Origin of the sequence: Paraburkholderia sp. SIMBA_030 (assembly GCF_046535245.1) — a bacterium.
In the GTDB taxonomy this organism is placed as follows: Bacteria; Pseudomonadota; Gammaproteobacteria; order Burkholderiales; family Burkholderiaceae; genus Paraburkholderia.
The window spans coordinates 66,616-93,349 of record NZ_JAWRXB010000010.1 but is presented as its reverse complement, the minus strand read 5'-3'; the positions used below and the strand labels follow the sequence as shown (position 1 = coordinate 93,349).

The 26,734-nt window shown below is 60.9% G+C and carries 23 protein-coding genes and 3 pseudogenes; 6 read left to right on the top strand and 20 right to left on the bottom strand.

Annotated features, from left to right (window positions below; translation table 11 throughout):
* Window positions 1-61: 61 nt before the first annotated feature.
* The 7 genes from SB772_RS18470 to SB772_RS18440 form a co-directional block, all read right to left on the bottom strand.
* Complete coding sequence (locus SB772_RS18470; RefSeq protein ID WP_410834660.1) at window positions 62-1,351, bottom strand: amidase; 1,290 nt, start codon at window positions 1,349-1,351, stop codon at window positions 62-64.
* Between the two features lie 207 nt (window positions 1,352-1,558).
* Complete coding sequence (locus tag SB772_RS18465) at window positions 1,559-2,200, bottom strand: urea amidolyase associated protein UAAP2 (protein ID WP_410834659.1); 642 nt, start codon at window positions 2,198-2,200, stop codon at window positions 1,559-1,561.
* On the bottom strand, window positions 2,197-3,009 hold the full coding sequence (locus SB772_RS18460) for an urea amidolyase associated protein UAAP1 (protein ID WP_410834658.1): 813 nt from the start codon (window positions 3,007-3,009) through the stop codon (window positions 2,197-2,199). Before SB772_RS18460 ends, SB772_RS18465 begins: the two co-directional genes overlap by 4 nt.
* Window positions 3,010-3,096: 87 nt before the next feature.
* Window positions 3,097-3,909, bottom strand: a complete 813-nt coding sequence (locus SB772_RS18455; protein ID WP_410834852.1) for an amino acid ABC transporter ATP-binding protein — start codon at window positions 3,907-3,909, stop codon at window positions 3,097-3,099.
* Between the two features lie 2 nt (window positions 3,910-3,911).
* Window positions 3,912-4,568, bottom strand: a complete 657-nt coding sequence (locus SB772_RS18450; RefSeq protein ID WP_410834657.1) for an amino acid ABC transporter permease — start codon at window positions 4,566-4,568, stop codon at window positions 3,912-3,914.
* Window positions 4,565-5,212 carry an amino acid ABC transporter permease gene (locus SB772_RS18445; RefSeq protein ID WP_410834656.1) on the bottom strand — a complete coding sequence of 216 codons (648 nt, stop codon included), beginning with the start codon at window positions 5,210-5,212 and terminating at the stop codon, window positions 4,565-4,567. The genes SB772_RS18450 and SB772_RS18445 overlap by 4 nt, the downstream gene beginning before the upstream one ends.
* 6 nt (window positions 5,213-5,218) lie before the next feature.
* Entirely contained in the window at window positions 5,219-6,067 is an 849-nt protein-coding gene (locus SB772_RS18440) for a transporter substrate-binding domain-containing protein (RefSeq protein WP_410834655.1), read from the bottom strand.
* Window positions 6,068-6,271: 204 nt separating this feature from the next.
* On the opposite strand from SB772_RS18440, the gene SB772_RS18435 reads away from it, so the two are divergent.
* The 3 genes from SB772_RS18435 to SB772_RS18425 all read left to right on the top strand — a co-directional run bounded on the left by SB772_RS18435 (window position 6,272) and on the right by SB772_RS18425 (window position 9,419).
* Complete coding sequence (locus SB772_RS18435) at window positions 6,272-7,189, top strand: LysR family transcriptional regulator (protein ID WP_410834654.1); 918 nt, start codon at window positions 6,272-6,274, stop codon at window positions 7,187-7,189.
* A 494-nt stretch (window positions 7,190-7,683) separates the two neighbouring features.
* The gene (locus SB772_RS18430) at window positions 7,684-8,481 is read left to right on the top strand and encodes a DUF4118 domain-containing protein (RefSeq protein ID WP_410834653.1); all 798 of its coding nucleotides are present in this window, start codon (window positions 7,684-7,686) and stop codon (window positions 8,479-8,481) included.
* Window positions 8,478-9,419: an alpha/beta hydrolase gene (locus SB772_RS18425; protein WP_410834652.1), complete on the top strand. Its 942-nt coding sequence runs from the start codon at window positions 8,478-8,480 to the stop codon at window positions 9,417-9,419. The genes SB772_RS18430 and SB772_RS18425 overlap by 4 nt, the downstream gene beginning before the upstream one ends.
* Here SB772_RS18425 and SB772_RS18420 read toward each other — a convergent pair.
* Window positions 9,300-10,217 carry a LysR family transcriptional regulator gene (locus tag SB772_RS18420; protein WP_410834651.1) on the bottom strand — a complete coding sequence of 306 codons (918 nt, stop codon included), beginning with the start codon at window positions 10,215-10,217 and terminating at the stop codon, window positions 9,300-9,302. The two genes, SB772_RS18425 and SB772_RS18420, sit on opposite strands and share 120 nt — an antisense overlap.
* Before the next feature lie 900 nt (window positions 10,218-11,117).
* Complete coding sequence (locus SB772_RS18415) at window positions 11,118-11,369, bottom strand: hypothetical protein (RefSeq protein ID WP_410834650.1); 252 nt, start codon at window positions 11,367-11,369, stop codon at window positions 11,118-11,120.
* 488 nt (window positions 11,370-11,857) lie between these two features.
* On the opposite strand from SB772_RS18415, the gene SB772_RS18410 reads away from it, so the two are divergent.
* On the top strand, window positions 11,858-12,277 hold the full coding sequence (locus SB772_RS18410; protein WP_410834851.1) for a DUF1801 domain-containing protein: 420 nt from the start codon (window positions 11,858-11,860) through the stop codon (window positions 12,275-12,277).
* 60 nt (window positions 12,278-12,337) lie between these two features.
* On the opposite strand, the gene SB772_RS18405 is transcribed toward SB772_RS18410, so the two are convergent.
* The 11 genes and pseudogenes from SB772_RS18405 to SB772_RS18355 form a co-directional block, all read right to left on the bottom strand.
* Entirely contained in the window at window positions 12,338-13,198 is an 861-nt protein-coding gene (locus SB772_RS18405; RefSeq protein WP_410834649.1) for a class I SAM-dependent methyltransferase, read from the bottom strand.
* A 103-nt stretch (window positions 13,199-13,301) separates the two neighbouring features.
* A complete protein-coding gene (locus SB772_RS18400) occupies window positions 13,302-14,540 on the bottom strand; it encodes an EAL and HDOD domain-containing protein (RefSeq protein ID WP_410834648.1) in 1,239 nt (412 codons plus the stop codon).
* Between the two features lie 230 nt (window positions 14,541-14,770).
* Window positions 14,771-15,133: pseudogene (locus SB772_RS18395) on the bottom strand (NAD(P)/FAD-dependent oxidoreductase); the annotation flags it as partial.
* A gap of 49 nt (window positions 15,134-15,182) precedes the next feature.
* A pseudogene (locus SB772_RS18390) lies at window positions 15,183-15,266 on the bottom strand (hypothetical protein); the annotation flags it as partial.
* A complete protein-coding gene (locus tag SB772_RS18385; RefSeq protein ID WP_410834647.1) occupies window positions 15,263-16,711 on the bottom strand; it encodes an NAD(P)/FAD-dependent oxidoreductase in 1,449 nt (482 codons plus the stop codon). The gene SB772_RS18385 and the pseudogene SB772_RS18390, both read right to left, overlap by 4 nt.
* Entirely contained in the window at window positions 16,701-17,060 is a 360-nt protein-coding gene (locus tag SB772_RS18380; RefSeq protein WP_410834646.1) for a (2Fe-2S)-binding protein, read from the bottom strand. Before SB772_RS18380 ends, SB772_RS18385 begins: the two co-directional genes overlap by 11 nt.
* Window positions 17,050-18,177 carry an NAD(P)/FAD-dependent oxidoreductase gene (locus tag SB772_RS18375; protein WP_410834850.1) on the bottom strand — a complete coding sequence of 376 codons (1,128 nt, stop codon included), beginning with the start codon at window positions 18,175-18,177 and terminating at the stop codon, window positions 17,050-17,052. Before SB772_RS18375 ends, SB772_RS18380 begins: the two co-directional genes overlap by 11 nt.
* Window positions 18,178-18,185: 8 nt before the next feature.
* A pseudogene (locus SB772_RS18370) lies at window positions 18,186-18,326 on the bottom strand (ABC transporter permease); the annotation flags it as partial.
* Window positions 18,327-18,505: 179 nt separating this feature from the next.
* Window positions 18,506-19,426: an ABC transporter permease gene (locus tag SB772_RS18365; RefSeq protein ID WP_410834645.1), complete on the bottom strand. Its 921-nt coding sequence runs from the start codon at window positions 19,424-19,426 to the stop codon at window positions 18,506-18,508.
* Window positions 19,419-20,489, bottom strand: coding sequence for an ABC transporter ATP-binding protein (locus tag SB772_RS18360; protein ID WP_410834644.1), 1,071 nt, complete (start codon window positions 20,487-20,489; stop codon window positions 19,419-19,421). The genes SB772_RS18365 and SB772_RS18360 overlap by 8 nt, the downstream gene beginning before the upstream one ends.
* A gap of 11 nt (window positions 20,490-20,500) precedes the next feature.
* Window positions 20,501-21,541, bottom strand: a complete 1,041-nt coding sequence (locus SB772_RS18355; RefSeq protein WP_410834643.1) for an ABC transporter substrate-binding protein — start codon at window positions 21,539-21,541, stop codon at window positions 20,501-20,503.
* 194 nt (window positions 21,542-21,735) lie between these two features.
* On the opposite strand from SB772_RS18355, the gene SB772_RS18350 reads away from it, so the two are divergent.
* Together SB772_RS18350 and SB772_RS18345 are read left to right on the top strand one after the other, a co-directional pair.
* Entirely contained in the window at window positions 21,736-22,641 is a 906-nt protein-coding gene (locus SB772_RS18350; protein ID WP_410834642.1) for a LysR substrate-binding domain-containing protein, read from the top strand.
* A 465-nt stretch (window positions 22,642-23,106) separates the two neighbouring features.
* Window positions 23,107-26,730: an AAA family ATPase gene (locus SB772_RS18345; protein ID WP_410834641.1), complete on the top strand. Its 3,624-nt coding sequence runs from the start codon at window positions 23,107-23,109 to the stop codon at window positions 26,728-26,730.
* The last annotated feature ends 4 nt before the right edge of the window (window positions 26,731-26,734 follow it).

Below are 26,734 nucleotides of genomic sequence, written 5' to 3'. Positions count from 1 at the left end.
TAAACTTTCCTGGTTGACGGTGCGCGGCCGCGAGAACAGGCAATCGCGTTACGAGCCGTGCTCATTGCGTCAGTCTGTCGTAAATCCACTGCGCGCTCGAAAGCAGGCGATGGTCCTCGCCCCAGCGGCCGACTAGCTGCAGTCCCACTGGGAGCCCGTTGCTGCCACGCGTGAACGGCAAATGCACGCAGGGCAGTCCTAGCAAAGTCCAGCCGCGGCAAAACAGCGGATCGCCGGTTGCGTCGACGCCAACTGGCGCTTCACCCGCAGCACTGGGCGCGAGCAGCACGTCAAAGCGGTCGAAAAGGGTGTCAATGCGATGTCTTGCGCGTTCGGTACGCACGAGGTTCGCTGCGTGTGCGCCACCGGAAATCACGCTGCCGCTGTCCAGTTGAGCCTGCAATTGAAGGCTAAGCTGATCCCGGTGATGCAGCCGCTCAACGCTTAGTGCGCGGAACATTTCGAATGCCATGACTTCCTTTTGTAACGCCACCAGATCCGGCACATCGTCCGGTAGCGCGACGTCTGCGAGCGCTGGCGCAACATGCGTTAGTGCGGCAGTCGCCGTGTCCCACGCACGTTGCGTGTCCGCTTCTGCATAGGCCCACTCAGGCGTCCGGCACAGGCCAATGCGTGGTGCGGCTGAGTCGTCCGGACTGGTACTGAGCCGCGCGTCGCCGGTGAGCACAGCACCGAGCAGCGCCACGTCGCGCACGCAACGTCCAAATCCTCCCGGCGTATCGAGCGCCTCCGAGATGCTCTTGATGCCAGCACGGGGAACGCGCCCGGAACTCGGCTTATAGCCGACTACGCCGCAATACGCGGCGGGCCGGATGACCGATCCGGCCGTCTGAGTACCCAGCGCCAGCGGCAGCATGTTGTCAGAAACCGCCGCTGCGGAGCCGCTCGACGATCCGCCTGGCGTACGCGTCAAGTCATGTGGGTTACGGGTGGCTCCGGGATAAAAATAGGCGAATTCTGTCGTCACTGTCTTTCCCATCACCAAAGCGCCAGCCTCGCGGCACAGAGCGACGGAAGCCGCGTCTGCCCTCGGGCGGTGCGCGCCGTAGACCGGCGAGCCGTAGCTGGTAGGGAAATCGACGGTGTCGAACAGGTCCTTCACGCCGATCGGCAGCCCGTGCAGCAGCCCACGCACGGGGCCCTTATCGAGGGCGTTTGCCTGCACTAGCGCGTGAGCGCGATCGAGATGCGCAAAGGCGTGTACTTCGTCGTCGCGTTCCGTAATCCGGTCAAGGCATGCATGCAGCAGATCGACCGCGCGAAGTTCGCGTTTCGCTATCAGGCGTGCAGCTTGCCATGCGTCCAGTTCATTGAGTTTCGAAGAGTTCATGCCTCAAGTTCCCGCACGTTTGGCTGCGATCGTCGGTGAGACATGGCGAAGAAAGCCGTGTTTTGTCCCTGGTTACTTCTTGCTAAGCAGTACAGATAGATCATTTTTATCTTGCGATTTCGTCATTCGAGTGATAAACGAGTCCGGACTGGCCGCCGGCCTGATTGCCCGAACTCGTCCGCACGGCCGTGAGATTATGTCACCCGTCTATGCCGGCTGTGGAGCGGCGTCCCATATCATCACGCGTACAGGCGTCGGGTTGAAGTCATTGCTAGGGTTGTTGATCTGCGGACAATTGGAGAACACACAAAGCAGATCCATCTCTGCAACCAGATCAATGTAGCTTCCCGGTGGCGATATGCCGTCGAGCACGGCGAAATTGCCGGCGTCGTCGATCGGCACGTTCATGAAGAAGTTCACGTTGGGTGCAATGTCCCGCTTGCCCATCCCATACCGCCCGAGCTCCAGCACAAAGTTCTCCCTACATGCGTGCTGGTAGCGGGTAGGTTCGCCAAACCGGACCACGTTGCTCTCGCATGAACAACAACCCGCCAGCGTGTCATGCCGTCCCGAACTGTCTTCGACAACCCGCGCCATCACGACACCCTGGTTGGATACGAGCCGTGTGCCGAATCCTATGTAAGCCGATCCCTGCTCGCGCACCGTGTCCTGTGCGCTGTAGCGTTGCGCAGTATCCACGGCGCTGTAAAACAGGGCATCGACTGCCTGCTGTCCTTCAATGTCGATAAGGCGCATCTTCTGTCCGCGACGCATCACGTGGGACCACGGCGAGCGGGCGGGTATGACCACGTCGAGCACGAGGTCGGTAAAAGCGGACGTTTCCATCATGATCTGCTCCCGCGGCGGATGTGCCGCTCAGTTTGTTCGAATGCCCGTTCGACTTCCCTGCAGGTATGGCGACAGGGGTCGTCGACCCCAACTTGAGGTGCGACAAACTGGATCACATCAACCGGCGCGGGGACGGCTTGCACAGCCGGGTCGAGCGGATGGCCGGCGTTGGACAACACGACCAGGAGATCCATTTCCGCGCGAACGTCGACAAAATCCCCTGGGGTCCGCCGCTCGGGATGCCAGAGGAACCGGCCGTCGGCGGCGATCGCCACTGGCGCGAAAAAGCTGATGCAGGCCGGCACGTCGCGACGCGCCAAGCCAAGCTTTGCCGCGGCCAGGAAGAAGTTATCGCGGGAATTCCTCGCCGCCGAGGCCCCGAGTGCCTTCTCCATCGATTCTCTCGTGGTTGGCCCGACGAGCGGGTCGTGGGCGCCGGAGGTGTCTTCGACAATGGAGAACGCTACCCGTCCCATTTCCGTATAAATCACGCGACCCTTGCGCAGCCCGGTGCTCCACTGGACTTTCATCGTGTCCGCGGTATTCAGGCGCTCAGAGGGATCCGTTTCGCACCACGCCACCATCGAAACAGCAGAGGTGCCCGCCGTGTTCACAATGCGCAGCGCTTCGCCACGCGCCAGACGTGTGGTCCAGTACCAGCCGCCCGGCACGTGTTCGCGGTGCAGGACGGTATCGTCATGCACTGGTTGATCGCGCGCGGTAAGCGGCGGCAGCGCTTGCGCCGATGCGCCTTGCCCTTCGGTACGAAGTGCCTCGTAGCGAGCTCGATGCGCTTCGCGCTCGGCCATTGGGGTATTCGAATGGATAGTCATGCCAGCAGTTCTGTAGATGTCATCGCTCGGGATCCTAGCGTGGCGGATTAGCAGTGCTCGTGGTCAACTGGTTGCCAACGAACGGTCGGATGCAGCGGAATAGCGCTGCAGAAATTGGCGTGCGCGCTCCGTGGCAGGAGCGGAGAAGAAAACGTCAGGCGGCGCGCTTTCGACAATCGAGCCTCGATCCATAAAGGCAATGCGGCTTGCGGCGTCCCTTGCAAAAGCCATTTCGTGGGTAACGACGATCATGGTCATACCCTCGCTTGCGAGATCCCGCATAACGGCAAGCACTTCGCCAACGAGTTCGGGATCGAGCGCACTGGTCGGTTCATCGAAGAGGAGCAGTTCCGGTTTCATTGCCAGCGCTCTTGCGATTCCAATCCGTTGCTTTTGACCGCCCGAAAGACGCGCCGGAAACGCGTCTCTCTTCTCATGCATTCCAACGCGGCGCAAGAGTGCTTCTGCTTCTTCGCGCACCATATCTTTAGGGCGGCGCTGCACGTGCACTGGCGCCTCCATCACATTTTGCAAAACAGTCAGATGGGGCCACAGCGCGAAATGCTGGAACACCATGCCGATGCGCATGCGCATCCTGGCGAGATCGCGGTCGCTCATGATGACGCCGGCGTTTGAGATGCCGACCTGTTCTCCATTCAGCAGAACGCGCCCCTGGTCTGGGCGCTCGAGCCAGTTAACGCAGCGCAACAGCGTCGATTTTCCTGAACCGGATGGTCCCAACAGGCAAACTGTCTCTCCCGCGGCAACGCTAAAACTGACGTTGTCGAGCACCTGCAAAGATCCAAAGCTCTTCGAGAGTCCAATAATGTTCAGAACGGCGTGGGAATCATCCATTTTCGTAGGGGAGTGCATCATGTTCACCGGCGCGCCTCCGCCATCCGACCTAGCGCCGATACGCAGGCTTCGACGACGAGGCAAAGCGCCCAATACAGCAACATGGCGGTGATAAAGGCCGCAAACGGGACGAAATACTGTGACTGAATGGCGCTCGCCGCGTGCGTGAGTTCCGGTAGCGCAATGATCGTGAGGAACGCGCTGTCCTTGACGATCTGAATGATCTGGTTGCCTATCACCGGTGCGGCATTCAGGGCGAGCGGCGGCAGCACGATGCGGTGAAAGAGACGCAGGCCGCTATATCCGAACGCATGGCCCGCTTCGATCGGGTCGCGCGGCAGGGAACGCCAGGCCGACCCTAGAATTTCGGCCATGTAGGCGGAGTGGTAGGCGATCAATGCCATCACCCCTGCGCCCCAGTTGTCGAAACGCAATCCGAGCGATGGCAGGCCGTAGTAGATAACGTAGGCAAATAGCAGGAACGGCGTACAGCGTGCGACGTCGATGAGGACGCGGACAATATTGCCGGCGGTGCGCACGCGCCGGACGAGAACCGTCGAAATCAGCGCGCCGATTACGAGCGCGCTCAATGCGGCCGACACCGACAAAACGACGGTGTTCGCAAGCCCCGACAAAAGCAGGTCGCGGTGCAACCAGACAATGCTGAAATCGTGGATCACGCCGATGCCTCCAGGCGAGCCTGTCTGCGCTCGATCCAGCGCTGAACGCTGACGAGCGCGAAGATGATCGGTATGTAAATCGCAAGGGCGACGCCGAACGGCGGCAACGGATCATAGGTGTCCGCGCCGACGCGAACCGCAGCTCGCGTGATATCGACCACGCCGACAATGGCGAGCACCGGCGTGACCTTGATCAATTGCGACATTTCGTTGACCAGCGCGGGCAGACTCGTGCGTGCGATCTGCGGGAGCACAATACGGCGAAGACACATGCTTCGCCGCATGCCGACCGCCCGCGCGGCCTCCAGTTGTTCCCGCGGAAAGGCGAAGAGTGCAGAGCGCCAGATCTCGCAGTAGAACGCCGACGTGTTCATCGTGAGCGCAAGCACTCCGGCGGCGATCGGACCGATTTCAATGCCCATATCGGGCAATCCATAGAACAGCAGCAGAAGAAGAGTGACCAACGGGGAAGCCCGCAGCAAACTCACGTAGACGGCGACGAAGCGCGCAACGGCAGGTACGCGCCCCCAGCGCAGCAACGCCAGGCCGAGTCCGATAGGCAGGCCAAGAGCAATGCCGGCGACCGACAGCAGGAGCGTGGTCAACGCTCCGCTAAAAATCGAGAGCACGTCGGAGTAACTCATGCTCGCTTAGTATTCAGGCTTGAAGGTTACCGGCAGATTGAATGACTGGCCGAACCATTTCTTCTGCAGGGTCGTCACCGTACCGTTTGCCGTTTCCTTGGCGATGAACTGGTTAATGTACGCGAGCAGGTCGGCATTGCCCTTTTGCACGGACCATGCCGCCATCGACGGAGCGGCTACAGGTTGTCCCAGCGCGAAGACACCGGGCTTCTGGTTGACGAGCGTGGCGAGGTTGACGATCGTATTCACGACATAGTCAGTACGGCCCAGCGCCAGGTCCTGGTATGCCTCGGGATACGAGGTGTACTGCACGATCTTGCCCATTTTGCCACCGCTCCTCTCGATCTGTGCCTGCAGTTGAGACAGGTGAGCGAGTTGCGCGCTGCCGGCCTGAACACCGACGGTTTTGCCGCTCAGGTCCTTGATCGACTTGATCGAGTCGTCGTTCTTTCGCTTGACGTAGTAGTCGGTCGCGTCCGCAATCGGGCTCGCAAAGTCGAGCGATTGCATCCGTTCCTTCGTCATCGTTGCCCCTGTGATCGCAATGTCGTATTTGCCCGTCGCGACGCCGGCGAGGATGCCGGTGAAGGGCAAAATTTCATGACGGACCTCGAAGGGCGCGTACTTCTGCAGTGCATCGACCATTTCATTGTCAAAGCCCGTGGGCTTTCCGTCCTTGACGAATTCAAAGGGCCGGTAGTCGTCTTCGGTGGCCACGACAATGTAGCCGCGCTTTTGGATTTCCTCGAGGGACGCTGCGTGCGCAGTGCCGATGGTTGCCCACGCAACCAGGGGAAGCAACATCGCGGCGAGAGCGCGGCGTCGGGCGGCTACGGCCTTTGAAAGCTTGGTCATCTTCAGATCCTGAAAGGTTGGCAAAAGTCGAGGTAACGGTTTAACGCACGAACCGACAGCTAGTTGAAATCAACTGCAGCAAAGACGGCACGCAGGCAGCACATCGGCGCGGACTTGAATCCCGCTCGCCGAGAAAAGTATTGAGAATCAAAATTGGAGGGTCCAATATATTGCACACGCATATTTGATACGCGACACATATCAATGACCGACATACGCCAGCTACGCCAATTCGTCGCCGTTGCGGAGGAGTTACATTTTCGACGTGCAGCCGAGCGGCTCCACATGACGCAACCTCCGCTTACGCAGGCGATGCACAGCCTTGAGGCGTCTCTTGAGGTGGCGTTGTTCGATCGCACCAGGAAAAGGGTGACGTTGACGCCGGGCGGCGAAGCACTTCTTGCCTATGCACGGAACCTGATTCGCGCCTCCGACGAACTGCCGAGGATCGTCAAGGCGGCTGCGGAAGGACAGACCGGCCGTCTACGCCTTGCCTTCGCCTCAACGGTGGCCTATGGCAGGATGCCCGGCTGGGTCAGTAGTTTCCGGCACGCGAACCCGGACGTTCTGCTGGAGCTTCGCGAGGCAACGCTCGATGTGCAGCTCGATGCGCTTGGCGCAGACCAGGTGGATGCCGGTTTTATCCTGCACGCTCTGGGCGCTGCGCCGGTCGGATTTTCGGCGCTAACATTGCTGGTCGAGCCGTTTCTCGTTGCGCTTCCGGTCAATCACCGGCTTGCAAACCGTGGGTCGGTTTCGTTCGCAGACATCGCGTCGGACCCGGTTGTCATCTTTCCCCGCCAAATTATGCCGTCGCTCTTCGATGCATTACTGTCGTACTACCACCTGAAGGGGATCACCCCTCATATCGCGCAGGAGGCTATCGAGATGCAGACTATCGTGAGCCTCGTGGCAGCGGGGATGGGCATTGCATGGGTGCCCCAGGTCTTCGCGCGTTTTGCCCGCCCCGGTGTGGCGTATCGGCAGGTGGAAGATATGCCCGTTTCAATCGAAACGAGTCTGATCTGGAATAGCTGTGAGGCTCCAATCGTCGACCGGTTTGTAAGCCACATTAAAACTGCTCCTAATTTCTCGCCTCCTGTCTTCGATCCGATCGCATAGTTGAGTGATGATTCCGGGACCGCTTGAAGGATCGGGGATGTCGACGAACGGCGCCACCGCGAGTTATTCCCAAGCGCGTTTGAGCCGGCGTCGCTTGTGACAGCTAGCGGAGGATATCGCCGGCACAGATGAAGGCGCACTGCAGACTTCATCTCCGCTTTGGGAGAGACCTGTCGAAACCAGAGGCTCTGGTATATGCCGTATGCAACGTTTCGGCATCCAGGTGCCGCGCGCGCGAGCGTTCTATGACAAAAAGGACATTTTCTCGCCACGTGGTTTTCAGAGGTGAACATTGACAATACGAATGAAGCAAATATGCTGGGCTTCGCAGGCCACAATAAGCTTCCGAATTTGCCGGCCGGTGCTGCTTTCGACCAATTAGCAAAGGCTAAAGGCGCAATAGTTCGAGACTAATGCAGCCATCTTCGGAGCATTGGAATTGGCTATGTTACGCAGTACACGTCGTCGAGGCACTTGTCTAAGAAAGGTATGAAATGGTTAACAATGCCAAACGGTGGGGACCACGTGGCCTATGGCCATACGGGGTAGCAGTAGGCGCCGCGGCTATCGCTTTTTGTGCACGCGAGTTGCTCCATCCATTTCTTGAATCGCACATGCCTGCGCTGTTCTTCACGATCGCGGCAGTGGCTGTAGGTTTCAACCTGGGCATTCGCCCGGCGATCGTGGTTGTGATACTCGGCTGGCCGCTGGCAGACTATTTCTTCGTTCCTCCTTTCGAAGAACTCGCCTATCTCGACAAAGACGACGTAATCCTGATGCTCGCGTTTCCCTCCGTCACGCTCCTGTTTCTGATGATGATCGAACGGCTGCGAAGAACACAATATGAAGCGCGGCTCATCGCCGAGGTGGCGAAGTCGCGGCACGACATGTTGCTACGCGCAGAAAAACGCCGGGTCCGCGCTGAAAAATCGATATCGATTTCGAATCGCCTGCTGCGCAACCTTACCGAGGATCACGCCAATGTGCTGTATATCGGGCGAGTCGGATCACGTTACGAATACGTTAGCGAGCTACTGAGCCGCGAACTCGATGGCGATTCATGCGACACCGGGACTGAAACCGAACGATTGCTGGCGGCGCTCTATCCGGAGGACGCGAAGCGCCTGGCGTTGCACTTACAAACAGCCGGCGAGACGACCGGTCGCGTATTGAAAATGCGTCTGCCGCGCAGAAACAAACGTCTTGGCGATCTGGCCTGTCAGGTCGAGACCTTCCCGACCGCGGACGGGGACTACGTTGTGATGAGATCGATGAACGAGGATGCAGCATGAAGGCGCGCAATTCGCTGACGACGGATATCAGCTACGCGGGTAACGACCACGCCGTGCTACTGCTGCACGGATTGCGCGGTACACCCCAGGAAATGGGTTATATCGCCAGACGTTTGAGTCAGGGCGGGTTCGGGGTATTGGCGCCGTATATCGAAGGCTATGGCTTGGACAGTCCCTGTACATCGTGGAAAGAATGGCTCGCAGAGGTGCGGACACACTACAGCAAACTGCGCCGACGCTATCGGACTGTTTCCGTTGCGGGACTGTGTATCGGCGCCACGTTGGGGCTGGCGCTCGCAGCGGAAGAGTCTGACGTCGCTGCGCTGTCGCTGCTATCGGTCACGCTCTTTTACGACGGCTGGACCATTCCGTGGTATCAATGCTTTCTCAATCTCGCCTATCATACGCCGCTCCGCCATTTCTACTCTTTCAGCGAACGAGAGCCTTACGGCCTGAAAAATAAGGCGCTAAGAGCGAAAGTCGCGAAGAGCATGCGGCAGAAAGGCGAATCAGAGATCGGCGCCGCGCGTCTTTCCTTGCGGCATATCTATGAAGCGCATTCACTTGCACAACACGTCAAGGCAAGATTGCCTCACATCAAAGCGAACTGCCTGCTGATACACTCGATCGACGACGATACATCGACCATCGCCAACGCCGAGTTCGTCCACAATCGGATCGGCTCGACGGTTAAACGAAAGATTTTTCTCGACGACTGTTATCACATCATTACGATGGACAACGAACGTGAGTTCGTAGCGCGCGAAACACGGTGGTTTTTCGAGGAAGCGTCTTCCACGCTGCTTGACTCGCAAGCGTCAAGTCTGCGGTTCTCCCCGCTCCGCCCGATTCACGAGGTGATCGACCATGCGCTGCGCCGCAGGTTGCAACATGTCGAAGTCACGGAAGCACACAACGAATCTGCGTTGCGCCCATGAGTCTGTAAGCGGAACGATCTCGACGTCGAGGATACGCGTATAAGTCTCGCCGACCTCAATGGGAACGACACTGATGCCGAGTTTTGCCGCGACCACGCGAAACGCTGCGTCAAAATTCGATACGATCACCCGGTACGACACGGTACGCCCAGCGCGCGCAGCCGCACGCTGGAGCATCGTATGAACGGCGGTCGAAGGCGGCAGGCCGACGTGCTCGTGGTCGAGCGTCTGCTCGAAAATGAGCGACTTCTTGCCCGCCAGCGGATGGCCTGGATGGACTGCCAATGCCAGGCGGTCGTGCCGGTACGGCCGATACTGTAATCCTTCAAGATCGACGTTGTCCCAGCACACCCCCACAGACGCGGCCCCCTCACGCAGATGTCGCACGAGGTCGAGAGACAGTCGCTCTTCTACATCTACGCGAATGTTCTGATTGGTGGGCTCTCGCATGAACGACGCAATGTCATCCAGCAGGGCTTCCGCGATCGCCGAGGCCGACGCGCAGACACTCACGCTGCCCCTGAGCCCGCTTCCGAACGCCGCGACATCGCTCGCGATCCGGTCCATCGTAAAGAGTACATTACGCGCGTGCTCAAGCAGCGCAATGCCCGCCGGCGTGGGTTGCACGCCGCGGCGCGATCGCGTGAGCAAAGGCACGCCGAGGTCGGCTTCCAGTTGTGCGATCCGCTTGCTGATCGCCGACGGTTCGATGTGTTCTTCCTCAGCGGCACGCGCCATGTTGCGGTGCTCGCAGACGGCCACCAGCAGCCGCAATGTCTTGAGATCGATATCGCGCATACGTCCGTCCGATCCTGAATTTCCAGAATGGAAACATAGAGGTTCCAAAATACCTCTTTATGGTTTCTGTGGAAAGCCTAAAGTTGTTGCATGGTCGGCAAGCACACGACTGGCAAGGCATCCAGGAGTCATTCCACTTGCAGAAGCATGGGCCGACGGGGCTTCGTACTCTGCGTGCGCGATCGCACAGCTATGACCTTGCCTGCCTCCAGATTGGTTGAGCATTTAATGGCAGGCGTCGAGCGTACGCTTAACATGCACCGTCGGTCGGGAAAATCGGCTGCTACACGCCCGAACCGGTGTTTGGTCGTGTCGAAGTGACGAGCTGCGTGTACGATAGATAGTTCACAGGTGAGTCTCAGGAGACGCCATGAAAGCGGTGTGCCCGCTGCACGGGCCAACGACCATCATCCGCACGAACGCGCACGGATTTCCGGTCTATGCGTGCTGCTGCGACGACGTGCGCTATGTATCGCCCCCGGACGCATGTACAAGGGCTCCGACGCAACGCGGACCTGACCCGCAGCAGCAACCTCAACAACCGAAGACGAAAAAGGAATGATACTGGCGATCGGCCTCCCGCCTGAGTGTTGATCCGCCGCGCGATCATCCAACAAGGAGCAAGGACCCGTGTCGGCCCAGATTGATCAGGGCGCTCACCCGGAGTCCAGTGGCCATGGTGGCTTGCGAATTTGAGTCTGAACGACAGGAGTCGACATGGTAGTCACGTATTTGACGAGAACTGGATCGCGATAGATCGAAAGGAGGTGTATAAGTTCTGCGTCCGACATATTGGCAACACCAGCGCGGGTCATTGTTTCGACTGCTCCGTCACCTTGAGCCACCAGTTTGGCGATACCCTTCGTCAGGACTTTGCCGCTCTCGGCCGACGTGCGACGATTACCGCTCCTTCTTTTTCGCCTGTGCAGCGACCATCCAGCAGACTACCGCACCCGCAGCCCAACCGCACGCGAACATCAGTTCGAGATCGAGCAAGCTTTGAAAATTCGCCGCATTTTCAAAGCTGCATGTCTGATGAGTTCGGAACTGGATACAACCAGTTTGCGCGTCCTGAAAGACGACAAACAATTTATACAGACCCCATACCGTGAATACCAAGGCAAGAAGAGCGAATTTCTTCGATTTGTTCATCGCACGCTCCGTTGGTTCGGTCTAACACGATACCAGTTGTCAACGATCGACACTGCGGGGTCCGCTGGCCGCACTGAGACGGATGACGACCGCCTCAGTTTTTGACCCTGAAGAGGTACTCAAACTTGCGAAAAGCGGCCACTCAAATGCATTTGGTGCTGACCGATCGCACAGCGTGTCTAGCTGTTCCGTCCGCGCCTAATGCGAATATTCAGGACTGTTGAGGCTATCGGCTTGTCCAGCGGCAAAGCTTGAACAAACGCCAGCCGCGAAAGTGTTCCGATCCTAGCCGGACGGCAGGATGATCTTTTGTGCGATATCGAACGATATTCCCTATCTTGGTAAGGACAGGAATCGTTGCGGCGCTCCACGTTCCTGCTTGCCTCATACCTATCCCGGCAGTAATCTAGGTCCTGCTGAAACGGCGCCCGCCCGCACCACATTGTGGTCGCATGAAACGAGACCGGAATTCAATGCGAAAAGATCCAATGAATCCATCGGAACGTATTGACCAGCTGATCGCAGAAATCACAGACTGGCGTGGCAAAACGTTCGCCAGCATCCGCAAGATCATCCTCGAGGCCGACCCAAAGATAATCGAGGAATGGAAGTGGATGGGAAGCCCGGTGTGGTCTCGCGACGGCATGATCGCGGTCGCCAACGCCCACAAAGGGAAGGTGAAGCTGACCTTTGCCCACGGGGCGAGCCTTGCCGATCCTGACAAGCTCTTCAACGCGGGCCTCGAAGGCAACATGAGACGGGCGATCGATTTTTTCGAGGGCGACAGGATTGATGCGCGTGCTTTAAAAAATCTCGTCCGCGCCGCTATCGATTACAACCAGAGCACATTGAAGAAGAATGCGCCTGCGGGTACGCGAGCGAAAGTACCCAAAAGTACAACAACATGAAGCTATAGCTTCGTCTCGCGTGTGTCGTGCGGTCATGTCGACCGGAAAGTGTGCGGGCAGCTATGTATTTGCTACCAGCAGTTCCTCCGCATTGTTTGGCGGGCGCAGATCATCTGTCCTGCCCGCGAAGTAGCGCCGGGTGAGATCGGCTGCCGAGACGTGCCGTGCCTCTCTAAAGCCAGCTTCGTGGGCCAGCGCCAGGATCTCCGGCGGGGTGAAGAAGCTGAGGAACGGTGTCCCGCTTGCTCGCGCGCCCTTCTCCGCCATCTCAAGCCCCGGACGAACCTCTGGGTCCGCCAGCTCCAGCGGGAGCAGGAACGTCATGGCGAGCGTCGATCCTGGGGCAAGGGTTCCGACCTGGCGCAGCGTGGCCGCGTTCGCATCCCTGGTGAGATACATGCTGACGCCCGTGGAGACCACGATTGCCGGCTTGCTGTCATCGAAGCCGGCAATCACGAGCCCGTCCCGCCAGCTTCCCCCCGCCTCGAAATCGACCGGCACGAAGCGCAGCCAGTCCGGGACGCCGAAACCGAGCTCGATCAGACGCTGACGCTTCCATGCCTGAGGAACTGGCCGGTCGACCTCGAACACCGCGAGTCGAGAGGCGATCTCCGGCCTCCGCTGTGCGAAGCTGTCGAGGCCGGCGCCGAGGACGACATACTGACTCAGCCCGCGGCCGGCCTGTTCCACGACCAGATCCTCAATGAAGCGGGCACGAGCCACGATCGAGGCGCGAAAGGGCCGCGTGAACTGCGGGTCCATGTCCCCCCGGTCGCGCCAGTCCTTGTCCGGGGCCAACAGCTTGAGGCCGATGTCGTCTTCCAGCACATGCGGCGGGGGGTCGGCCTCGACATGCAGAGCGCGCCACAAGGCGACTCGCGCTGCCGTGCTGTCCGGCGCTGCATCTCGCTTGTCGTTCATGACTTTCAATCCTGTTGGTTCGTCTTCGCCTGAAGCTGACCTGCCGGTACTGTGCCACGCCATGCAAGAAAGCGTTGTTGCTCTGGTTCCTTAGCGAATCATGTCAATAACACTCGATGATCTTCTGAAGCTTGTCGGGAGTGACCACCAGCCGTTGAAGCCTCGCAGCCGCCGCGTCCGCATCGCCCCGTTCGAGCAGCGCGGCAATCGACAGCAACTCGCCGAGTACGCCGCCGCCGTTCAGGATGGCCTCGCGGATGGAATCAGAAACGGGTAACTCATCGACAAAGGCACGAAGCTCCATGTGACAAGCAACATGTAGAAGCGACAGCATGCCCGTAAGATACGCGGTGGCCACCAGCGAGGGCGGTCCGTCCGCCATCGCGTCGATCGCCGCTTCCATGAAAAGTGCCCGTCGCTGTGCGAGCAATGCGAGCGGATCCTCCTCAACCGGAAGCCCGTCCCGGTTAGCGTAAAGCAACAGTCCGCACCAATGCAGCAGCCGGCGGCTGCCGGCTATCGAAAGCGCCTGCTTCAGCGACGAAACGCGCTCTGTTTTGCCGTTAAGCTGTTCACTGCTGTTTGCAAGCCGCAACAGTTGAGCGACCAGCATGGGTGTCTCTTTCAGCGCGCCGGCAATACTGCCCAGGGGGGCATCGCTGCCGGCCAGGTCGAATACTTGAAGGATGGCCTTCACCGGAGGCATCGAGCGCTTCCCGGAAAGAATCTGCGGCTTCGCGAAATAATAGCCCTGCAGCAAATCACAACCGAGTTGCCGTGCAAGCTCCGCATCCTCTGCGTACTCGACCTTCTCCGCGAGCACGACCTTTCCCGCCCGTTTGAGCTGGCCGACCAGTTCCGGTAACTCGGCACGCTCCACGAACGGCCAGTCGATCTTGACGATGTCGACGCACGGAAGAAACCACCGGATATCGTCGGTCATGGTCCGGACGTCGTCCAGTGCCAGCTGGAAACCCGCACCTCGTAATTCGCTGCATCGTCGCGAGAGGACCGAACTCGGTTCGACCGACTCCAGGATCTCCAGCACGAAACGCGACGCCGGCAGCACATCGGGGTAGTCCGAGAACAGAAAATCATGTGGGCAGTTGAGGAAAGCGGCCTTGTTCCCGACAAGCCGCTCGAGACCGATCGAACCCACCGCGCGCTCCACCACCGCTGTCGTACAGCGCAGGTCGTCGTCGATCCGGGCCACCCCGGTCGGTCCATCCCTGAACAGAAGTTCGTACGCGACAACGCGACCCGTCCGATCCATGATCGGTTGACGCGCCACAAACACAGCCGTATCGCCCGGCGCTGTGGCCTCGACTGGTACGCTGATCACGATTGGCTCCCGCTGGAAAGTTTTTCAATAGATGGGACGGCGCGTTTCTGCTGCCCTTCGCCGGCTTGCGCGAGAGGTCTGGCGCACGATCCGCCTGAAATTGTCGCACGGATGGGACCCGTATCGAAGCAGCTCGAACGTCTGCTTCTATAACCGCTATCGCCGTCTGAAAGGATGTCTTGATCGCAATTCCCATGGCCGGGATATCACGGCTCAGTTTATGGAAGCGACTAAATCCGCGCCGCCGCCGCGAAGCGTCCAATCCGGAATGCGTCGATGTCGTGCGTGCTGCGTCCATCGCACACCAGATCGGCCACCACGCTGCCGACAATCGGTCCGAGTTCGAACCCATGCGCGGAGAAACCGAACGCGTGCACGAGACCGTCATGCGTGCCGCTGCGGGAAATCACCGGAATGCCATCGGGCATGAAACCTTCGATACCGGCCCATGCGCGATTGACCACGACGTGCCGCAAATGCGGAAACAGATCCGTGACCGTACGCGCGCTTTTGCCCAACTGCGGAAAATCGAGCACGCACTGCCTGGCTTTCATATCGGCGGTGCATTCGAGCGCGCCGCCGATCACGACCGTGCCATTGCACGTCGCTCTCCAGCACGACCACGCGGGCGCCGCGCCGCGTCAGATGCAGCGCGCTCGACAAACCATGCAAGCCGCCGCCGATCACCACGACATCGGCACCTGCGGCTCCGACCGTGCCGCTCATCGTGCAGCGGTGCCGTGGGCTTCGGCGGACGTCCCGGCCGGTTGCACCGCGCGCTGCAGCGCCGCTTCATGCGCGGCCGCGAGTTCGGCGAGCGTGACCGGCTTGATCGGCGGACGCACTCGGTAATAACCGACCTCGGCGGGTGACACGCCCCGCGCATCCGCGATCACCTCGGTAACGGTCAGCCCGCAAAGACGGCCCTGACACGGCCCCATGCCGCAGCGGCCGAACGACTTCGCCTGATTCGGGCCGAGGCAGCCGAGCTTCACGAGGCCGCGCAACTGTCCTGCGGTCACCTCTTCGCAGCGGCAAACGGTGACCTCGTCCGCCGGGATGCGATTGGCATCCTTCGGCCGATAGAGCGCATCGAGAAACGGCCGGAGGTGCAGCGTCTCCCGCAACGCCCGTGCGACAGGTGCGGCCAGCGAGTCACGCGTCGCGCGGTCGATGCGGCCGGTCCGCTGCACGATCTCCAGCGCCGCGAGCCGGCCCTGTTCCGCCGCAGCCTGCGCACCGCCAATGCCGCGGCTGTCGCCCGCGACGTAGATGCCGGGCACGTCGAGTTCGCCCCATGCGTCGGTAACGGGTACCCAGCACAGTTGCGCATCGTCCCACTTATGTTGCGCGCGCAACGACCAGCTGATCTGCGTATTCGGCACGACGCCCTGATGCAGCAGCACGACCTCGGCGGGAATGCGCCGCGCGTTGCCGTCGACGGTGAAGCGGACCGCGGCGAGCACGTCCATGCCTTCGAGCGCGAGGTTCGTCGCGCCCTGATGAAACGGCACACCAGCGCGTTTCAACGCGCGCATCAGCCTCAGCCCTTTCGCAAGCTGCCGCCAACCCTTCAGTGCGCCGCCCAGATGCACGAGCGCACGGCGATAGTCGGCACTCGCAGTCGTATCGACGATGGCGCGGATCGGCACACCCGCGCGCAGATACTGCCAGCCGAGCAGATACAGCAGCGGCCCGCAGCCCGCCAGCACGACCGGCTGCGACGGCACGACTTCGGCGCTCTTCAGCAGAATCTGCGCGGCACCGGCCGTCAGTACGCCCGGCAGCGTCCAGCCCGGAATCGGAAACGGCCGCTCCATCGCGCCGCTGCAAAGGATGATCGAGCCGGCTTGCAGCGATTTCACCACGCCGTCCTGCACGTAATCGACGCTGCGTTCCGCCGTCACCTGCCATACCGATGCACCGCGTTCGTGTTTCGCACCGCTCGTGGCGAAGGCGCTTGCCAATTCACTGCCCGCGGCATAGTCCGGACCGAGAATGTTCAGGCGCCGCGCATTGGTCTGCGTAATCGCGCGATAGATCTGCCCGCCGGGCGCGGCCTGCTCATCGAGCACGGTCACGCTCAAACCGCGTTGCGCCGCGACGGTTGCGGCGGCCATGCCGGCCGGCCCCGCACCGACGATCACCAGATCCACGTAATTAGCGTTCATCGCGCGTGCCTCCCGCCAACGTAATGAAGTCGTTCAATTCGCGCATGCCGAGTTGCGAACGAACGATCATGCCTTCGGCTACCGGCACGAGACAGCTCTGCCGGTTCGCCACGCCGTCGATTTCGACGAGACATTCGAAGCACGCGCCCATCATGCAATACGGCGCGCGTGCCGTGCCGCTCACCGGCGTCGTGCGAAAACGTTCGATCCCGGCCGCGAGCAAGGCCGCGGCAACGCTCGCGCCCTGCGGTACACGCAGCGCCTTTCCGTCAAACGAGATGGTGACGGTACCGGTTGTGTCGTCTTTGGCCTGGGCGGGCAGCACTTTGAAAAGACTGTCAGTGACCATGTGTGAATACCTTGTCGGTCTGCAAGAAGCGCTCGCCGGAGAAATGTTCGATGCCGGCAGGCGTGAGGTCTTTCGCAATCCACGGCGCGACGTGCAATGCATGAGCGGCCGCGAGCGTGACGCCGCTATGGCAGGTCACGACGTACGCGCCCGGGCAAGTGGATGATTGTTGATAGATCGGCAAGCCATCGGGGCTCATCACGCGCAATGCGCCCCATGCGCGCACCAGCTTCACTTCGCCCAGCGCGGGGAAACTGCGCACGCCGCGCCATGCGATATGGCTCACGACATCGGCGGTCACACCGTCGTTGAAGCCGACGTCTTCCATCGAATCGCCGATCTGCACGGTCCCTTCATCGGTCTGCCGCACATAGGTCGTGGGGAAATCGAGGAAATGCGAGACCCGCTCGGCGATCAGCACCTGCCCGCGGTTCGGCGCGACCGGCGCATGAATGCCGACCTGCTGCGCCAGCGCCCGATTGCCGAGCCCCGCGGCCAGCACCACACGTCCCGCATGAAAACGCAGTCCACCTGCTTCGACGACAAAGCCGCTGCCATCGCGTTCGATACGCTGCGCCCGCACACCCGGCGTCATTTTCACACCTCGCTTGCCGCACGCGGTATGCAACGCGCGCAGCAACTTGAGCGGATTCGCGTGACCATCCATCGGCGAATAGCTCGCGCCGATCACCTGCGGGCCGATGGCCGGCAAGCGGCGTTTCAATTCGGCGTGACCGATCATCTCGAACGGATAGTCGCCGTTCAGATCGGCGCGGATCGCCTGCAGACGCGCCGCGCGTTCCTGCCATTCCGTCTCGCTGAAGCAGAAATGGAAGCCGCCGGGCTGCTTCAGCTGGACGTCGATATCGGTTTCGTCGAGCAGGGATTCGCGCAGGATCGGCCAGCGCGTCGCCGAACCGCGCGTCCATCTCGCGTACGGCGACATGCCGTAGCCCTTGCCCTGTACCCACACGAGGCCGAAGTTGCCGCGTGAAGCACGGAAAGCGTCGTCGCCTTCGTCGAGTACGCCGACCTTCAGCCCCTCGCGGGCAAGTCCATAGGCAACGGCCGTACCGACCAGGCCGCCGCCGATCACCAGTACATCGGAAGAGTTCATCATCTGTTTCAGTTTTTGCCGATCAGCACGCGATCGAGGCCGACAATGCGGTCCATCACCACCATCAGAATCGCGGTGCCCACGATCAGCACGGTCGACACCGAGGCGACGAGCGGATCGATGGTTTGCGCGATCTGGTTGTACATCGAGAATGTCCGGCGCGTCGGCGATCGCGCGGAACCAGCGCAGCGACAGACCCGTGGTGGGCATCGAAATGTAGCCCTTATCGGTAAACGACACCGCGATCACCACCAGCAGCGGCGCGACGATGAAGAGCACGAAGAGCGTGTGATAACACAGCGCGAGCCAGTTGTTTTTGCGCATGACGTCAGCCCTCGAAAACCGCGCGGAAACGCCGCTCGATCCAACGGTTGCAGCCGAGAATGATGACGATATTCGCAATCAGCAACAGCACCGCGATGGTCGCGCCGAGGGGCCAGTTCAGCGTGTTGAGGAACTCGTCGTAGGCCGCGGTGGCTGCAACCTTCAGACGACGGCCCCCCAGCAGCGCGGGCGTAGCGAACGCGGACGCCGCCAGCGCGAACACGATGATCGAACCGGACAGCACGCCCGGCAGCAACTGCGGCAACACCACCCGGCGAAACACCGCGAACGGTTGCGCACCCAACGAACGCGCGGCGTTTTCGACTTGCAGATCGAGCTTTTGCAGCGTGGCCCACACGGCGATCACCATGAACGGCACCAGCACGTGTGTGAGGCCGATGATCACGCCGGTCATCGTGAACACCAGCTTGACCGGTTCGCTGGTGATGCCGAGCGCCTGCAGTGCGTCGTTAAGCAAGCCGTTATTGCCGAGCAGGATTGCCCAGCCGAGTGTGCGTACCACGACTGAAATCAGCAGCGGACCCAGAATCACGATCAGAAAGATCGAGCGCCATGGACTTTTCATCCGCGCGAGGATAATGGTCTCCGGCACGCCGAGCACCACGCACAGCAGCGTCACCGCAAGCGCCATACCGCCCGTGCGCAAAAAAATCTCGTGGTAGTAGCCGTCGCTCAGCACTTCCACGTAGTTCGACAGCGTGAAGCTCGGCAACACGCCCTGGGTACCGTCGAATGCGTGGAAGGACAGCACGGCCGTCAAAAGCAACGGCACGAGCAGCAGTCCACAGAACAGCAACAAGGCGGGACCGGCGAGCAGCCATGGCGCGGCGTTGGCCCGCTCAGCGTTCGACCGTGGCGCAGCCCGAACCGGCGCCGGGAGTGGGGAATGCGAGGAATCAGCCATGTGCGGTCTCCGCGAGGATACGCACGGCGTCGTCGGACCAGTGCACGCCCACCGTTTCGCCTTCGGGCGGCGGCGCGGTGCCGAGATTCGGCAGGCTCGCGCGCACCGTGCCGAGCGGCGTCTCGATCTGCAGCATCCAGTGGTTGCCGAGGAACAGACAGGCCGTCACGCGGCCTTGCAACGTCGCATCGGCAGCGGACGAATCGGTAAGCGCGACGCGTTCGGGCCGCACATAAAGCTGCACGTCGCCCTCGAAGCGGCGGCCGCCATGCGGCACCTTCATCACGCTGGCGCCGACCCGTACTACCGCGCAACGGTCGTTCATCTGCTCGACGGTGCCGCGTAATGCATTCGTCTTGCCGAGAAAACCCGAAGCGAACACCGACTCCGGCTTCTCGTACGCATCGAACGGCGAGCCGGTCTGCACGATACGACCGCCGTGCATCACTGCGATGCGGTCGCTCATCGTCATCGCTTCGACCTGATCGTGCGTGACGAGGATCGTCGTAATGCCGAGCTTCTTCTGGATCGCGCGCAGTTCCACGTGCATGTCTTCGCGCAGCTTCGCGTCGAGGTTCGACATGGGTTCGTCGAGCAACAACACTTGCGGTCGAATCGCCAGCGCGCGGGCAATTGCGACGCGCTGGCGCTGTCCGCCGGACAACTCGCGCGGATAGCGCTTGTCGAGGCCGGTGAGCCGCACCATCTCGAGCACTTCGGCAATGCGCGTGGCGCGTTCGCCGCGCGTCACGTTGCGCATGTCCAGACCGAAGCCGACGTTATTGCCGACCGTCATGTGCGGAAACAGCGCGTAGCTCTGAAACACGATGCCCATGCCGCGCTTTTCCGGCCGCTCACGCGTGATATCCGCACCGTTCAGCAAGATGTGGCCGCGCGTGGGGTCGACGAAACCCGCAATCATCTGCAGCGTGGTGGTCTTGCCGCAGCCCGACGGTCCGAGCAGCGAGACGAATTCACCGCGTTCGATCGACAGATTGATGCTCTCGACCGCGTTGAATTCGCCGTAGGCCTTGCCGAGGCCATCCAGAGTGAGGAAGCTCATGGTGTCGTGCCTTACCGTTCGACGGTGCGATTCCAGCGATTGGTCCAGTCGGAGCGCTTCTCGTTGACGAAGGTCCAGTCCGTCTTCACCAGCCGGCCGATCTGCTCCGGCGTGTATGGCACGGTCGCGGCAACCTGCGGCGTGAGCCTGGTGTTCCGGTTGACGGGGCCCCAGCCCTGCCCTTCGGCGAGCCAGGCTTGTACCTGCGGCGACAGCAGAAACTGGATGAACTGCTGCGAGAGCGCGGCGACATCGCTATGCACGACCGGACACGCCGCGGTGAACATCGCCGGGGAGCCTTCTTTCGGATAGACGAATTCGACCGGAAAGCCGGTTGCCTTGAGCGCCGCGACGCGGCCACTGCCCCACACCCCCAGCGTAACGTCGCCGTTCTGGAACATTTCCGTCATCTTGCCCGGCGACGGCTCCCAAGCCAGTACGTTCGGGCCGACTTCCCTCGCCAGCGCCGTCATGCCTGGATCGATGTTGTGATCGCTGCCGTTGCGCAGCCGCGCATAGGTGAGCAGCGTTTGCAGACCGTAGGTGTTATTGATCGGCGGAATCGCGATCTTCTGGCGCAGGCGTTTGTCGGTTAGCACTTCCCACGAATCCGGCTTCGGCAGGCCGGCCTTCCTGAAGGCCTCCGTGTTGTAGACGAGGCCGGTAGCGACCACGCCCACCGACGTCGCATTCGCGTTCATCTTGCCGATGTCGTAAAGGTCCTTGTAGACCGGCGCATCCTGCAGTTTGTCGCAAAAGCCGAATTGCGTGGCCTGATACATCGGGCCGTCATCCAGCAGCACGACGTCGAGTTCTTCTTTAGACTTTTGCGCCTGCAGCTTCGCGAGCGTATCGGTCGAGTTGCCGGGCACGTAGACGATCTTGGCGTCGTGATTGGCTTCGAACGCCGGGATGATTTTTTTCTGAAACAGGTCCTGCGTGGAACCGCCGTATGAGCCGAGATACAGCGTCGGCGCCGCTAGCGCGGGCAACGCGCAACTGGCGGCGAGGCCGCCCACAGCACCCAGCAACCATAACAAACGTGTAGCCATTCTATTTTCTCCTCACCAGCGCCCATAGCGCACGCAACTCAATCGGGGATATCACCAGGTTATCGCCCTGCCGTGTCGCGAATACGCTACGCGTCCGGCAGTGGAGCCAGCTTATTGAGAAAAAAAAGCAGCGTGAAATCGAATTTTTTCTGTGTCGTATAACATTCACTTATGCCTTTTCAGCGGCAATCCTCATGAAGATCCGTCAGTTGGAAGCGTTCAACGCTGTCATGGTGTGCCGCACCGTCACGCGGGCGGCAGAAATGCTGCACGTGTCTCAACCCGCGGTGACTCGGCTCGTCAGCGATCTGGAGGAGAGCACCGGTTTTGCGCTGTTCGACCGCACGCACGGGCGTTTGCAGCCGACGCCGGAGGCGTTTGCGCTGCATGAGGAGGTGCAGCGTTCGTTGGTCGGCGTGGAGCGGATCGAGCGCGCCGCGCTGGAGATTCGCGCATCGCAGCGCGGCATGCTGCAAATCGCGAGTGCGCCCGCGTTGGCGCTATCGTTTCTGCCGCGCGCGATTGCTGAATTCAGCGCGTTGCATACGGGCGTGGAAATATCGCTCGCCTCGCATGCGTCGCGCACCGTGCTCGACATGGTGGTCGAACATCGCTGCGACGTCGGCTTCGTGATTCTCGCGTTGACTACACCGAGTGCACACGGCGAACTATTAATGTCGACCCGCATGGTCTGCGCGCTGCCGGCAGCCCATCCGCTCGCCGCGAAAGTCACGCTAGTGCCTGAAGATTTTCGCAACGAGCCGTTCGTGTCGCACTGGCGCGGTCTGCAATCGCGCTATGAGATCGACGCGCTGTTCGCCTCGCATGGTATCGAGCGCAAGCTGATGGTGGAGACGCAGACGTCCGCGGGCATCTGTTCCTTTGTCGCAGCGGGGATGGGGATCGCGATTATCGATCCGGTCGCGGCGCTTGAGTATCGCGGCACGGATGTCGTGTTCCGGCGCTTCGAGCCGGTGATCGGGACGGATTTCTCCGTGCTGTTGCCGTCGCAACGGCCGCCTTCGTTGCTGGTGAAGAAGTTTGTGGCACATGTACGCGCGTTTGCGTACGCACAGTTGCCGAAGGATGCAATGCTCTAGCGGAAAACGGCCCGGTGACGGAGCATGTGTACGACGATTGAATCGGCAGAGGGTGTGGAGACGACCGTGCCTTCCTGGCGAAGCCAAGATGGATGACGGCCGGCTCGGGACGACCCATGTGAGCCGATCCACGCAAGATCCGTGATCGGCCGCTTCGGGCCAACTTGAGTCGAGCGCAGACGTTGTTCTGACTGCGGAAGCACTCCGATCGCGGATTGTGCACTGCGTGCAAGTGCCCTGGACAAGTTGCGCCACCTCGCGGATCATAGTCGTGGACGGGAGTATAGGCGACGAGAGGCAAGACCAAGGCTGACTGTGGAAGCCATGCGTCGAGCAATTTGCCGCGAGGGCGCCCCAACGCATTGGGCCGTCCAGGACCGTGAGCCCTGGCAGGCAAAGAACCGCGATGGAGTAGATCGAGACGACACGCCCTGGTGGTGTGGTGGTTCGACAAGAGATCACGCGATGGCCGACGATCTGACGAGATGGCTGGTGCAGGTTGGGCTCGGTGGGCACGCCGCGACGTTCGCCTCGCAAGGGATCGATTGGGATGTGCTTGGCGACCTCTCGGAACATGACCTAAAAGAGCTTGGTCTGCCTCTGGGCGACCGGAAGCGGCTGCTGAAAGCGCTTGCGGCGCTGACCGACGCACGGACTCCATCGCGCGAACACGTATTTGAGCGGCAGGAACAGCCTCCGTTGTCTGCGGCCGGGGCCCTCGAGGCTGAGAGGCGACAGCTCACCGTGATGTTCGTCGACCTGATCGACTCGACGCCGCTAACAGAGCGGCTTGATCCCGAGGACATGCGACGCGTGCTCGGGATCTTTCACCAAGCCTGCGCCAGCGCGATCGAAGCCCATGAGGGCCATATTGCGCAGTATATTGGTGATGGGCTACTCGTCTATTTCGGCTACCCCAATGCGCATGAAGACGATGCCGTGCGCGCGGTACTCGCCGGCCTCGCCGTCATCTCAGCTCTTCGTCAGGCTAATGATCGTATCGAAGCCGAGACCGGCGTGCGTCTGCAGTTGCGTATCGGGATCGAGACCGGTTTGGTCGTCGCCGGCGAAATCGGCGCCGGATCCTCGCTGGATCGCCAGGCGGTCGTCGGAGAGACCCCGATCGTCGCTGCAAGGCTGCAATCTCTGGCTCCGCCCGACGCGATCGTCGTCGGCCCGGGCACCGAGCGGTTGATCCAAGGATTGTTTTTGCTTGAAAACCTCGGCTGGCGCCAGCTGAAGGGTGTCTCTAATCCCATCCAGGTCCATTGTGTGCTGGCGCAGGCAGATGCTGTAGACCGCTTCGAAATCAGGGCGGGCCACGGGATGACGCCGCTTATCGGCCGAACGGCCGAGCTCGACATGCTTCGGCAGCGCTGGACGCAGAGCTCCGACGGCGAAATGCGCTGCGTGCTGTTGACCGGTGAACCGGGGATCGGAAAATCTCGCATGCTGCGGGCTTTCCGCGACAGCATCAGTGCCGATGCGCATGAGGTTGTTTCGTTCCACTGTTCCTCATACTATCGCAACAGCCCGTTCTGGCCGGTGTTACAACAGCTACAGCGCGCCTTCGACCTGGATCCCAAGGCGCTCACCGCTTCCGATGTCGACCGGCTGGGGGCCGGGCTCGGCACGCTCGGTGTCGATATCGAGGAGACGATCCTCGTGCTCACGACCTTGCTCGGGATTCCGACGGCCGAACGGTATCCGTCGATCGACGCTTCCTCCTCTTCCTTCAAACGGCGAACCCTCGATGTGCTCGTCGCCATGATCGAAAAGAAGACGCATCTTCAGCCAGTTCTCGTTGTCGTCGAAGACGTGCATTGGATCGATCCGTCCTCGCTGGAGTTCGTGCAGCTGATGCTGGAGCGACTAGTGGCGGCGCGACTGCTGGTGCTGCTCACGGCGCGGCCCGAGTTCAAGCCGGGATGGACCTACCCTCATTTCGTGCAGGTCAATCTCGATCGGCTTTCGCGACGGGACTGCATCGCGATGATCGAACGGCTGACCGATGGCAAGCCGCTTCCACGCCTGGTGCTGGATCAGATCGTCGCAAAGACGGACGGCGTGCCGCTCTTCGTTGAGGAGCTGACGAAGACCGTGCTTCAAGGCGACTTATTGCACGATGCCGGCAGAAGCTACGAATTGAAAGAGGCGCCGAAGGCGATTGCGATTCCGGACACGCTGCAGGGCTCGCTGCTGTCCCGGCTCGATCGACTGGAGCCGAGTGTCAAGGAGACCGCCCAGATTGCGGCGACAGTCGGGCGGGAATTCGGCCGGAGGCTCCTCGCTCTGATCGCCTCCAAGCCCGAAAATGAGCTGCAGGAAACGCTCAATCGCCTGATTGTTGCGGAAATTATTCTACCGGCGCCAGGCGCGCCAGCGGACGGGGGCGCGTATCTGTTCCGTCACGCGCTGATTCAGGAAATCGCATATCAATCTCTGTTGCTTGCGCGCCGCCGCCAGTACCATGGTCTGATTGCCGCTGCTCTCGAGCACCATTACCCGGAAATAGTCGAGCGGCAGCCGGAACTGATCGCCCAGAATCTCGCTGCCGCCGATCTGCCGGATCGCGCGGTCAGCTATTGGCAGCGTGCCGGCGAACGGGCGCTTGCGCGCGCAGCCTGCGAAGAGGCTATCGCCCATGCGCAGCGCGGGCTTCAATTGGCAAAAGGTCTCTCGCTCGGTGAGCGCGATCGGGCCACCCGTACGTTGCCTCTGCTTCTGATACGGGGCACGGCGGAGCAAAGATTGGGTCGCCGGGATGCGATTGAAACCTTTAGGCAGGCCGCTCAAATTGCTCGAGTAGAGAAGCTATCGTCGTATCTCGTGCAGGCGGCGCTGGGGTTCGACACTGCGGAGACGTTTCTCGCAGGCTCTGGAGCGGCATCGATTGCCTTGTTGGAAGAGGCGCTCGCTTCGATCGGCACCGAGGAAACAGTTGAGCGTTCTCGCCTGTTAAGCCGACTGGTCCGCACCCATCACATGACCGGTGCATTCCAACCAGGAGGCGAAATGGCTCGCCAGGCAGTCGCACTCGCGAGACGCCTGGGAGATCGACAAAGCTTGTTCGACGCCTTGCTGTGCGAGGTGATGCATGTCGGCGCCCGCGATTTGCCGGCGGCGAAATTCCCAGAGCGTCGAAGCGTGCTGGAGGAACTCTGTCAGATCGCCGAGGATCTCGGTGATGAGCATTCCATTGGTCACGCATGCGCGCGAAGTCTCACGGGCTACCTCGAGATCGGAGAGGTCCAAGGCTTCGAGAAAGCCCTGGAAAGGTATCAGGAAGTTGCCACAAGTGGACAACACTTCGTGGACAAGTGGTGTGTGACTGGTACGCAGGCGATGCAGGCTATCCTCGCCGGTGACTTCGCGCTGGCGGAGCGTAAGGCGGAAGAGTCTTTAGCAATGGCGGAGAGCGTCGATGCGAACTTCGCGGCGGGCGTCCACGGCATGCAGATGTTCACGATACGCCGCGAACAAAGCCGGCTCGCTGAGGTCGCGCCGCTGCTCAAGCGGTTTCTCGACGAACATCCCCAGGACGCGACCTGGCGGCCAGGCCTGATGTTGATTGCCAGCGATCTCGGCTTCGAGGCGCAGGCCCGCCGCATTCTCGATCGGCTGGCGGAATCCGAATCGTGCATCCCCATGGACAGCAGGCGGCTCGTCACGTTGACTTACCTTGCGGAAGTTGCTGCCCGGCTCCGCGATACCGCGCACGCCGAGCGCGTCTATGCGTTTCTTCTGCCTTTCCGGGATCAGGTAGTAACCGTTCCTGTGTTCACCGTGTGCTGCGGATCGGCGGCACGGTATCTCGGCATGCTCGCCGGCGCCCTTGGCGATTGGTCGGCCGCCGAAGAGCATTTCGAATACGCGTTGCGTATGGATGAGCGCTTGCGAGCCTGGCCATGGTTGGCGCATAGCCGGCACGAATTCGCTGTCATGTTGTCGGCCCGCAATCGCCAGGGAGACCGCGCATGGGCGGCAGATCTGCTCGCCACCGCGACTGCGACGGCTAAAGAATTAAAGATGTTCGCACTTCTGGAGCGTATCGGCGGCGCCGCGAGCAGCTCAGGGCCTAGGAATTAGCACA

Bases quoted from the DNA above. Each gene is read 5' to 3' on its own strand.
- SB772_RS18380 (WP_410834646.1), bottom strand. From the start codon at position 17,060: ATGGTCACTGACAGTCTTTTCAAAGTGCTGCCCGCCCAGGCCAAAGAC.
- SB772_RS18430 (WP_410834653.1), top strand. From the start codon at position 7,684: ATGGTTAACAATGCCAAACGGTGGGGACCACGTGGCCTATGGCCATAC.
- SB772_RS18420 (WP_410834651.1), bottom strand. From the start codon at position 10,217: ATGCGCGATATCGATCTCAAGACATTGCGGCTGCTGGTGGCCGTCTGC.
- SB772_RS18385 (WP_410834647.1), bottom strand. From the start codon at position 16,711: ATGAACGCTAATTACGTGGATCTGGTGATCGTCGGTGCGGGGCCGGCC.
- SB772_RS18375 (WP_410834850.1), bottom strand. From the start codon at position 18,177: ATGAACTCTTCCGATGTACTGGTGATCGGCGGCGGCCTGGTCGGTACG.
- SB772_RS18460 (WP_410834658.1), bottom strand. From the start codon at position 3,009: ATGGCCGAGCGCGAAGCGCATCGAGCTCGCTACGAGGCACTTCGTACC.
- SB772_RS18425 (WP_410834652.1), top strand. From the start codon at position 8,478: ATGAAGGCGCGCAATTCGCTGACGACGGATATCAGCTACGCGGGTAAC.
- SB772_RS18470 (WP_410834660.1), bottom strand. From the start codon at position 1,351: ATGAACTCTTCGAAACTCAATGAACTGGACGCATGGCAAGCTGCACGC.
- SB772_RS18455 (WP_410834852.1), bottom strand. From the start codon at position 3,909: ATGATGCACTCCCCTACGAAAATGGATGATTCCCACGCCGTTCTGAAC.
- SB772_RS18350 (WP_410834642.1), top strand. From the start codon at position 21,736: ATGAAGATCCGTCAGTTGGAAGCGTTCAACGCTGTCATGGTGTGCCGC.
- SB772_RS18465 (WP_410834659.1), bottom strand. From the start codon at position 2,200: ATGATGGAAACGTCCGCTTTTACCGACCTCGTGCTCGACGTGGTCATA.
- SB772_RS18355 (WP_410834643.1), bottom strand. From the start codon at position 21,541: ATGGCTACACGTTTGTTATGGTTGCTGGGTGCTGTGGGCGGCCTCGCC.
- SB772_RS18415 (WP_410834650.1), bottom strand. From the start codon at position 11,369: ATGAACAAATCGAAGAAATTCGCTCTTCTTGCCTTGGTATTCACGGTA.
- SB772_RS18435 (WP_410834654.1), top strand. From the start codon at position 6,272: ATGACCGACATACGCCAGCTACGCCAATTCGTCGCCGTTGCGGAGGAG.
- SB772_RS18445 (WP_410834656.1), bottom strand. From the start codon at position 5,212: ATGAGTTACTCCGACGTGCTCTCGATTTTTAGCGGAGCGTTGACCACG.
- SB772_RS18345 (WP_410834641.1), top strand. From the start codon at position 23,107: ATGGCCGACGATCTGACGAGATGGCTGGTGCAGGTTGGGCTCGGTGGG.
- SB772_RS18440 (WP_410834655.1), bottom strand. From the start codon at position 6,067: ATGACCAAGCTTTCAAAGGCCGTAGCCGCCCGACGCCGCGCTCTCGCC.
- SB772_RS18365 (WP_410834645.1), bottom strand. From the start codon at position 19,426: ATGGCTGATTCCTCGCATTCCCCACTCCCGGCGCCGGTTCGGGCTGCG.
- SB772_RS18405 (WP_410834649.1), bottom strand. From the start codon at position 13,198: ATGAACGACAAGCGAGATGCAGCGCCGGACAGCACGGCAGCGCGAGTC.
- SB772_RS18410 (WP_410834851.1), top strand. From the start codon at position 11,858: ATGAATCCATCGGAACGTATTGACCAGCTGATCGCAGAAATCACAGAC.
- SB772_RS18360 (WP_410834644.1), bottom strand. From the start codon at position 20,489: ATGAGCTTCCTCACTCTGGATGGCCTCGGCAAGGCCTACGGCGAATTC.